The sequence below is a fragment of the Pseudomonas sp. K5002 genome, from assembly GCF_013386655.1.
Classification (GTDB): Bacteria; Pseudomonadota; Gammaproteobacteria; order Pseudomonadales; family Pseudomonadaceae; genus Aquipseudomonas.
In genome coordinates this window covers 1-9,277 of the sequence record NZ_JACARK010000687.1, presented here as the reverse complement: position 1 = coordinate 9,277, position 9,277 = coordinate 1, and the positions used below count along the sequence as shown (strand labels likewise).

The following is a 9,277-nucleotide window of genomic DNA, read 5'->3' as shown; positions in this document are numbered from 1 at the left end:
GGTGTGGTGCCACCGGCCGCCATGGCGCCGGCTTCGCTGTTCTGCACTTCAGCCTGGCGCGCGGCCGCAGCGCCCTTGGCGGCTTCGGACTTGGCCGGCAGGTAGTTGTCGGCGTTGAACGTATCGGCCTTGAGCTGCACCCGCAGGGATTGCCTGGCGAAATCATCCACGGCCACGCGACCGGTGAAGGTGCTGTCGTCGAGTTTCAGGTTGAGGTCTTCAAGCGCCAGGCTGGTCGGCGTGCCCTTGAGGCGGCTGACCAGTTCGACCTTGCTCAGGCTGCCGGCGGCCATCGGTGGCAGCGGGTTGCCGACGCTGTCGAGGAACTTGGCCAGGTCAAACTGGGCAATCGACAGGGCACCGCTGAGCTGTGGAGTCTTGTCCAGGTCGTTGACCTTCAGCTCGCCCAGGGCGCGCAGTTGGTTCAGCGACAGCTTCATGCCGGTCCATTCGGCGATATTCGCAGACTGGTCCACCAGCAATTGGCCCTGGGTCGAAAAGGTCACGGTCTTGCCTTGCAGCGGCTCGCCGGTGGCTTCACCAGTGACCTTCATGTCTTCGAACTGGTAGCGCTTGAGGGCGCGCTGAATGCGCAGGTTGCCATTGACCTCGGTCTTGACGCGCATCAGCGGCTGGTTGGTGCCGAAGAATGCGGTGAGTTTGACCGGGATGCTTGCACCTTCGTGCACGGCGCCGGCGCTCAGCTGGATGCTTTCGGCGCTGAACTGCTTGCCGGTCTGCTCGTCGTTGTATTCGACGCGGGCGTTGTTGATGGTCAGGCTGTCGATGTCCAGGCGGATCGGCTGCGGCGGCTTTTCAGGCTTGGCCGGTGTGGCCGCTTCAGTCACGGCAGGCGTGGTGGCGGCGGTAGCCGGGTCCGGCACATTCTTGCCGATGTCTTCCCAGTTGCCGTGGCCATGCACGTCTTTGTTCAGGCGCAGGTTCAGGCCTTCGACACGTACATCGCTCATCTGCACTTCACGGCGCAGCAGCGGCAGCACGCGCACCGACAGGCCGAGCATCTGCAGATCGGCAAACGGTTGGCTCGGATTGGTCAGGGTCGCAACGCTGGCCTCGTGCAATTCAAGACCGAGCCAGGGGAACAGGCTCCAGCCGATGTCGCCATTGAGCGTCAGCTCGATGTGGGCCTTGTCGCGGGCAATCTGGCGAATCTCGTCTTTGTAGTCGTTGGGATCGAAGAGATGGGTCAGGGCAAAGCCTAGAGCCACAATGATCAGCAACAGCCCGAGAAGTACCAGACCCAGGATTTTGCCGAACGCTTTCATGGGCGAGTCCTTGTATGTCGATTTTAAAATTTAGCCGAAGAGTATAACGCTCGTAGCCCTATGGCTGTTTAGGGATCGTTACATGGCGTCAAACAAATCAGATAACTCCAGAAAGGTGATATCAGTTTGGTTTTTCTGTCATCCACAGATGCTAATCTGCGCATGTTCGTCTGCCGTCTGCGACTAAACGTCGCGTTTAAAAGGAGCTTTACTCAACAAAACGGCCACGCCTTGCGTGTAAGGCCGAGGGAGAGAGCGCCCGACGGACACATACTAATAACTGGGGGAAACACCAATGAGCACTAGCACTGCGGCGGGTAATACTGCTGCACAGCCTGCGTTCCTGTCCAAGGAACGCATTATCGCCAAGCCCGGGTTCAACCGTTGGCTGGTACCACCGGCCGCCCTGGCGATCCACCTGTGTATCGGCATGGCCTACGGTTTTTCGGTGTTCTGGCTGCCGTTGTCCAAGGCGCTGGGGATCACCGCACCGGTCGCCTGCGCGCCGGACATGAGCTTCATCAGCCAGGTCTTCTCGTCGCAATGCGACTGGCCCATCTCCATGCTGGGCTGGATCTACACCCTGTTCTTCATCTTCCTCGGCTGCTCCGCAGCGATCTGGGGCGGCTGGCTTGAACACGCCGGGCCACGCAAGGCTGGTGTCGTTTCGGCCTTGTGCTGGTGTGGCGGCCTGCTGATCTCCGCGCTGGGGATCTATACCCACCAGATCTGGCTGATGTGGATCGGCTCCGGGGTCATTGGTGGTATCGGCCTGGGCCTGGGCTATATCTCGCCGGTCTCGACCCTGATCAAGTGGTTCCCGGACAAGCGCGGCATGGCCACCGGCATGGCGATCATGGGCTTCGGCGGCGGCGCGATGGTGGGTGCCCCGCTGGCAGCCGCCTTGATGGGCCACTTTGCCTCGCCGACCAGCGTTGGCGTGTGGCAGAGCTTCGTGGTCATGGCCGTGATCTACTTCGTGTTCATGATCGGCGGCGCCTTGTCCTATCGCGTTCCGCCGACCGGCTGGAAGCCTGAGGGCTGGACTGCCCCGGCGAAAAAAGCCAGCAATGCGATGATCACCCACCGTCACGTGCACGTGAACGTGGCCTGGAAAACCCCGCAATTCCGCCTGGTGTGGCTGGTGCTGTGCCTGAACGTGTCTGCCGGCATCGGCATCCTCGGCATGGCTTCGCCGCTGCTGCAGGAAGTGTTCGGCGGCAAGTTGCTGGGTAACGGCCTGGCATTTGGCCAACTGGATGCCGGCCAACTGGCTTCCATCGCGGCCATCGCAGCCGGCTTTACCGGTCTGTTGAGCCTGTTCAACATCGGTGGCCGGTTCTTCTGGGCATCGTTCTCCGACTACCTGGGCCGTAAAAACACCTACTTCGTGTTCTTCGCATTGGGCTTTGCCCTGTACGCGCTGATCCCGAACCTGGGTCACCTGGGTAACGTCGCGCTGTTCGTGGCGGCGTTCTGCATCATCCTGTCGATGTACGGCGGTGGTTTTGCGACGGTGCCGGCTTACCTGGCGGACCTGTTCGGTACGCAAATGGTGGGTGCGATCCACGGTCGCCTGCTGACCGCTTGGGCAGCGGCGGGCGTATTGGGTCCGGTGCTGGTGAACTACCTGCGTGAGTATCAGTTGAGCATCGGCGTTGAACGCGCTGCCGCCTACGACATCACCTTGTACATCCTCGCCGGCCTGCTGGTGCTGGGCTTCATCTGCAACCTGCTGGTCCGGCCGGTGGCAGACAAGTACTTCATGACCGACGCCGAACTGGCTGCCGAGCAGGCGCTGGGCCATGACAAGGGCGCCGATTCCAGCACCGTGCTGGAGTGGAAAGCCTCCTCCGGCAGCGTGCCATTGGCGGTTGCCGCCTGGCTGGCGGTGGGCATTCCGTTGGCGTGGGGCGTGTGGGTCACCCTGCAGAAAACTGCGGTACTGTTCCACTAACACCGCGTAACCCTTGTGGGAGCAGGCTTGTGTGGGAGCGGGCTTGCTCGCGAATGCGATGGACCAGTCAGCCCATGTTTGGCTGACACACCGCTTTCGCGAGCAAGCCCGCTCCCACACAAAGCTGCTCCCACACTTGTACTGACATGTCTATCCCCGACACTCCATCAGTCTTATCCCCTCCGATGTTTCTGTTTAGCGCCCGCGCCCCTATAATGGCTGCCTTTTTCGCCCAATGATTTTGCGGAGCTGGTGATGGCCGAACGTAAGGCGTCCGTCGAGCGCGACACTCTGGAAACCCAGATCAAAGCCTCGATCAACCTGGATGGCACCGGAAAGGCCCGATTTGATATCGGTGTACCTTTTCTTGAGCACATGCTGGACCAGATCGCCCGTCACGGGCTGATCGACCTGGATATCGTCAGCAAGGGCGACCTGCATATCGACGACCACCACACGGTGGAAGACGTCGGTATCACGTTGGGCCAGGCATTTGCCAAAGCCATCGGCGACAAGAAAGGCATCCGTCGCTACGGTCACGCCTATGTCCCGCTGGACGAAGCGCTGTCGCGTGTGGTCATCGACTTCTCCGGCCGCCCGGGCCTGCAGATGCACGTGCCGTACACCCGCGCCACCGTGGGCGGCTTCGACGTCGACCTGTTCCAGGAATTCTTCCAGGGTTTCGTCAACCACGCCCTGGTCAGCCTGCACATCGACAACCTGCGTGGCACCAACACCCACCACCAGATCGAGACCGTGTTCAAGGCTTTCGGCCGTGCCCTGCGCATGGCCGTGGAGCTGGATGACCGCATGGCCGGGCAAATGCCGTCGACCAAGGGCGTCCTGTAATGCAGACGGTCGCGGTTATCGACTACGGCATGGGTAACCTGCACTCGGTGGCCAAGGCCCTCGAGCACGTAGGTGCCGGCAAGGTGCTGATCACCAGCGATGCCGACGTGATTCGCGAAGCCGACCGGGTAGTGTTCCCGGGGGTTGGCGCGATTCGCGACTGCATGGCCGAGATTCGCCGCCTGGGCTTCGACAGCCTGGTGCGTGAAGTCAGCCAGGACCGGCCGTTCCTCGGCATCTGCGTGGGCATGCAAGCCTTGCTCGACAGCAGTGAAGAGAACGACGGCGTCGACTGCATCGGTCTGTTTCCGGGCCAGGTGAAGTTTTTCGGCAAGGACCTGCACGAAGACGGCGAGCACCTGAAGGTGCCACACATGGGCTGGAACGAAGTGCGCCAGACCGTGGATCACCCGCTGTGGCACGAAGTGCCGGACCTGGCGCGTTTCTATTTCGTACACAGCTATTACATCGCCGCCGGTAACCCGCGCCAGGTGGTGGGTGGCGGGCACTATGGCGTCGACTTCGCCGCGGCCCTGGCCGACGGTTCGCGCTTTGCCGTGCAATTCCACCCGGAGAAGAGCCATACCCATGGCCTGCAATTGCTGCAGAACTTCGCCGCGTGGGACGGGCGCTGGTAATGGCCAAGAAGGTCAAGCCGCCGATCTTGAACCTCACTCCCCAGCAGGAGAGTGAGGCCACCGACAAGATCAAGCGTTTCATGGAAGACCGCTTCGAGCTCAAGCTCGGCTCGTTCGAGGTTGCAGAAATCCTCGAACTGTTCACCACTGAAATTGCTCCGCACTATTACAACAGGGCGATTTTCGATGTGCAGACGCACCTTAAAGAGAGGTTCGAAAGCATCGAAAGCGACTTGTGGGCGCTCGAGAAACCCTGATTTCCCGAGCAACGCTGAATATCGAATAAGGTTTGCCAGATGCTGATTATTCCCGCTATCGATCTCAAGGACGGCGCCTGCGTACGTCTGCGCCAGGGCCGCATGGAAGATTCCACGGTGTTCTCCGATGACCCGGTGAGCATGGCTGCCAAGTGGGTGGAAGGCGGTTGCCGTCGTCTGCATCTGGTGGACTTGAACGGTGCGTTCGAAGGCCAGCCGGTCAACGGTGAAGTCGTCACGGCGATCGCCAAGCGCTACCCCAACCTGCCGATCCAGATCGGCGGCGGTATCCGCTCCCTGGAAACCATCGAGCACTACGTGAAAGCAGGCGTGAGCTACGTGATCATCGGCACCAAGGCCGTGAAAGACCCGGCCTTCGTCGCCGAAGCCTGCCGTGCGTTCCCCGGCAAAGTGATCGTGGGCCTGGACGCCAAGGACGGTTTCGTCGCCACCGACGGCTGGGCCGAGATCAGCACCGTCCAGGTGATCGACCTCGCCAAGCAGTTTGAAGCCGACGGCGTCTCCGCCATCGTTTATACCGACATCGCCAAAGACGGCATGATGCAGGGCTGCAACGTACCGTTCACCGCTGCGCTGGCCGCCGCCACCAAGATCCCGGTGATCGCTTCCGGCGGTATCCACAACCTCGGCGACATCAAGTCGCTGCTGGACGCGAAGGCGCCGGGGATCATCGGCGCGATCACCGGCCGGGCGATCTATGAAGGCACCCTGGACGTCGCTGAAGCCCAGGCTTACTGCGACGCCTACAACGGCTGAGGACTGACCATGGCGCTGGCCAAACGCATCATCCCTTGCCTGGACGTCGACAACGGTCGCGTGGTCAAGGGCGTCAAGTTCGAGAACATCCGTGACGCCGGCGACCCGGTGGAAATCGCCCGTCGCTACGACGAACAGGGTGCCGACGAGATTACCTTTCTCGACATCACCGCCAGCGTCGATGGTCGCGACACCACGCTGCATACCGTGGAGCGCATGGCCAGCCAGGTGTTTATCCCGCTGACCGTGGGCGGTGGCGTGCGTACCGTGCAGGACATTCGCAACCTGCTGAATGCCGGCGCGGACAAGGTTTCGATCAACACCGCGGCGGTGTTCAACCCGGAATTTGTCGGCGAAGCCGCACAGCACTTCGGTTCGCAATGCATCGTGGTTGCCATCGACGCCAAGAAAGTCTCCGGCCCGGGCGAAACCCCGCGCTGGGAGATCTTCACCCACGGCGGGCGCAAGCCGACCGGGCTGGATGCCGTGCAGTGGGCGATGAAGATGGAAGCCCTGGGTGCCGGTGAAATCCTGCTGACCAGCATGGACCAGGACGGCATGAAAAACGGCTTCGACCTGGGCGTGACCCGCGCCATCAGCGACGCGCTGGGCATCCCGGTGATTGCTTCCGGCGGCGTCGGCAACCTGCAGCACCTGGCCGACGGCGTGATCGAAGGCCACGCCAGCGCAGTGCTGGCGGCGAGTATTTTCCACTTTGGCGAATACACCGTGCCTGAGGCCAAGGCCTACATGGCGGCGCGCGGTATCGTCGTACGCTAAACGTCACTGGACACCATGGCAGGCTCGCGGCACTCTCTGGGCTTGCCATGGATTCCGGTAACTTTCATGTTCAAAGACCTGCTGCTCGCCCTCGCCAGTACCACCGTTCTGCTGACGGGTTCGGCTTACGCTGATGAACCGTCCGACGGCGCTTCCCTGGTGTTGCTGACGGAAAACTTCCCGCCGTACAACATGGCGAAAAACGGCAAGAACTTCGCCAAGGAAGAGAACATCGAAGGCATTGCCGTGGACATCGTCCGCGAGACGTTCCAGCGTGCCGGTATTTCCTACAACCTGACCCTGCGGTTCCCTTGGGACCGGATCTACAAACTCGCCCTGGAAAAACCCGGTTACGGCGTGTTCGTGATGGCGCGCTTGCCGGACCGTGAGGCGCTGTTCAAATGGGTCGGCCCCATCGGCCCGGACGATTGGGTGCTGCTGGCCAAGGCTGACAGCAAGATCCAGCTGAGCGACCTTGAGCAGGCGCGGCGCTACAAGATCGGCGCCTACAAGGGCGACGCCATCGCCGAGAGCCTGGAGAAGCAGGGGCTCAAGCCGGTGATCGTGTTGCGGGATCAGGACAACGCGAAAAAGCTGGTGGATGGCCAGATCGACCTGTGGGCCACCGGGGACCCGGCGGGCCGTTATCTGGCACGCCAGGTCGGGGTGACCGGGCTCAAGACTGTGTTGCGTTTCAACAGCGCGGAGCTGTACCTGGCGCTGAACAAAAACGTGCCGGATGACGTAGTGGCGAAACTCCAGGCGGCCCTCGATCAGTTACGGCAGGAGGGTGTCGTCGATGAAATCATGGGGCGTTATCTCTAGGTTGTTTTCTGTGGGCTCGGGCACCGCTGCTGGTACTTCCTCTGGCTCCTCAACAGCAGTAACCGCCGCTTCAGGTTGCAGCAGCTCGCTGAAGTAGACGTTATCTCCGCTGGCATAGGTCAGGGTTGGCCCGAGCTGGCTGCCATCAGCCCGCAATAGCTCGTATCGGCTTTTGACCAGGTAGGCAGCGATGGATTTATTCGCCGGGATGTAAGCCATCACATCCGCCACGCCCTCCCGTTCCCAACCTTGTGCGGTCAAGCCCGTATGCGTGAAGTCGCGATTGAGGTTGGCACTGATACTCAACGGATGCCGGGGTGCCCAGGCAGCCTTTATATCGACGCCGGTCAAGGCGCGCAGGCCCATGGAGAAGTCACTGATCTCTCCTTTTGCGAATACCCAACTGAAGGTTTGGCTTGCTGGCGTGGTGTTTTGACCGCTGGCCACCAAGCTGTACTGGTCGATTCTTTTCAACCGATATACCGGGCACGTTTGCAGTTTTTCCAGGGGCGTCAGGGTCGGGTCGTTCACGGTAAACCAGGGCAGTTCGCACACATGAATGCCCTCTGTTACCTGCTCCGGCATCGTGCGTCCTGGTGCCATTTCGGGTGAAAGTGGCGGCAAATCTTCGGAATGAAGCGCAAGGTCCAGCCGCAGCGCGTGCACCGGGCTTTGCCTGGTTGGCTTGGCATAGCCCTCGGCGCCGGTAAAGGTGCCCGGTGCCAGGTAGGCTTGGCCAGGAGCTGCTTGCGACGGGGAGACACCCCAGGCGCTGAAGTCCCGGTGGGCGCCGCTGCCTTGGTCGCTCCAGATCAACTGGTCGACATAGGCCTGAGTCACCAGGTCTTCTCTGACACAGCGGATGGTATTGCGTGGTGGTTTGTCGTTACCGAGGCCACAGACCAGCCCCATCGCCACATAACCTTCTGGAGCGGTGGGCCGCCAGATTGAGAAATTGGCGCGTGCCCTTGGTCCCGAGTGTTCCCAGACTCTCTCGAAGTCGACGGGGGGCCGCAAGGCGGTGCCATTCTCCCGGTCAACTTCGCTGACAACAGCGACGATGTTCAGTTGATTGATGTTGTGGTAACCCGCCACGGCCACATCACCCAGCGGGACGAAGTTGCCCAGCGCGTCGGAGGATGTGCTCGGGCGCCAGAAGGTCACGGGTTTTTCGGCGCGAGTGCCTTTGTCGTTCCATACAGGAACGAACTCGGTGGTGAAGTTGATCAGCAGGTCTTTGTATTGCAGTGAGTTCATCTACAGACTCTCCAGTGGATACGAAGATCCACTATCGGAGAGTCCGCTCGGTCAGGCGCGGTAGCTATATAGCACTAGCGGTAAGTGCCGTTTTTTCCGTGGCCGGCCATGGCCTGGTTGCTGCGCAGGCTGATCATCAACTTGATGTCGATCCACTCGACGCCCTGGGCCTTGAGCTTGGGCAGCTCACGTTCGAGTACCGCCAGGGTCTGTGGATAAGGGTGGCCGATCATCACCGCCGACCCCTGTTTGTGGGCCAGCTTGATCGCGGTCTGCAGCTGGGTGGTGATGGCCGCTTCGGTGCGTTCGTCGTCGAGGAACACATCCCGCGAGACGCTGGCCAGGCCAATCTTTTGCGCCTCGGCGGCGGCGACGGTTTTAGCGCTGGTGCGGCTGTCGACGAAGAACTTGTGGCGTCGTTGCAGCTCACCCATCAACCAGGCCATGGCCTCCGGCTGGGCGGTCATGCGGCTGCCCATGTGGTTGTTGATGCCGGCGGTGTAGGGCACGGCCTTGAAGGCCGCGTCCAGGCGTTTGCCCAGCTCTTCGATAGGCAGGTCGGGGTGCCAGGCGAACGGGCCGGTGGCCGGGTCCATGGGCATGTGCAGGATGACGATCTTGCCGGCCTTGTGGGCTTCGCGGGCGAATTCG

At 61.4% G+C, this 9,277-nt stretch carries 10 protein-coding genes; 7 read left to right on the top strand and 3 right to left on the bottom strand.

Features of this window, described 5'->3' with window-relative positions:
- A partial coding sequence (locus tag HX846_RS26285; protein ID WP_178966392.1) for an AsmA family protein occupies window positions 1-1,286 on the bottom strand: 1,286 nt, incomplete at its 3' end.
- Between the two features lie 295 nt (window positions 1,287-1,581).
- Here HX846_RS26285 and HX846_RS26280 point away from each other — a divergent pair.
- From HX846_RS26280 to HX846_RS26250, 7 genes are all read left to right on the top strand, one after another.
- Window positions 1,582-3,243 carry an OFA family MFS transporter gene (locus HX846_RS26280; protein WP_003218039.1) on the top strand — a complete coding sequence of 554 codons (1,662 nt, stop codon included), beginning with the start codon at window positions 1,582-1,584 and terminating at the stop codon, window positions 3,241-3,243.
- A 255-nt stretch (window positions 3,244-3,498) separates the two neighbouring features.
- Entirely contained in the window at window positions 3,499-4,092 is a 594-nt protein-coding gene (gene hisB, locus HX846_RS26275; RefSeq protein ID WP_003218037.1) for an imidazoleglycerol-phosphate dehydratase HisB, read from the top strand.
- Window positions 4,092-4,730 carry an imidazole glycerol phosphate synthase subunit HisH gene (hisH, locus tag HX846_RS26270; RefSeq protein ID WP_003218034.1) on the top strand — a complete coding sequence of 213 codons (639 nt, stop codon included), beginning with the start codon at window positions 4,092-4,094 and terminating at the stop codon, window positions 4,728-4,730. The genes hisB and hisH overlap by 1 nt, the downstream gene beginning before the upstream one ends.
- On the top strand, window positions 4,730-4,987 hold the full coding sequence (locus HX846_RS26265) for a DUF2164 domain-containing protein (protein WP_003218033.1): 258 nt from the start codon (window positions 4,730-4,732) through the stop codon (window positions 4,985-4,987). The genes hisH and HX846_RS26265 overlap by 1 nt, the downstream gene beginning before the upstream one ends.
- Before the next feature lie 39 nt (window positions 4,988-5,026).
- Window positions 5,027-5,764, top strand: a complete 738-nt coding sequence (gene hisA, locus HX846_RS26260) for a 1-(5-phosphoribosyl)-5-[(5-phosphoribosylamino)methylideneamino]imidazole-4-carboxamide isomerase (protein ID WP_003187784.1) — start codon at window positions 5,027-5,029, stop codon at window positions 5,762-5,764.
- 9 nt (window positions 5,765-5,773) lie between these two features.
- A complete protein-coding gene (gene hisF / locus HX846_RS26255) occupies window positions 5,774-6,544 on the top strand; it encodes an imidazole glycerol phosphate synthase subunit HisF (RefSeq protein WP_003218030.1) in 771 nt (256 codons plus the stop codon).
- A gap of 66 nt (window positions 6,545-6,610) precedes the next feature.
- Window positions 6,611-7,369 carry an ABC transporter substrate-binding protein gene (locus HX846_RS26250; RefSeq protein WP_003218028.1) on the top strand — a complete coding sequence of 253 codons (759 nt, stop codon included), beginning with the start codon at window positions 6,611-6,613 and terminating at the stop codon, window positions 7,367-7,369.
- Here HX846_RS26250 and HX846_RS26245 read toward each other — a convergent pair.
- Window positions 7,322-8,626, bottom strand: coding sequence for a Vps62-related protein (locus tag HX846_RS26245; RefSeq protein WP_178966391.1), 1,305 nt, complete (start codon window positions 8,624-8,626; stop codon window positions 7,322-7,324). The two genes, HX846_RS26250 and HX846_RS26245, sit on opposite strands and share 48 nt — an antisense overlap.
- A 74-nt stretch (window positions 8,627-8,700) precedes the next feature.
- Window positions 8,701-9,277: divergent polysaccharide deacetylase family protein (locus HX846_RS26240; RefSeq protein ID WP_178966390.1), on the bottom strand; the 577-nt coding region annotated here is incomplete at its 5' end.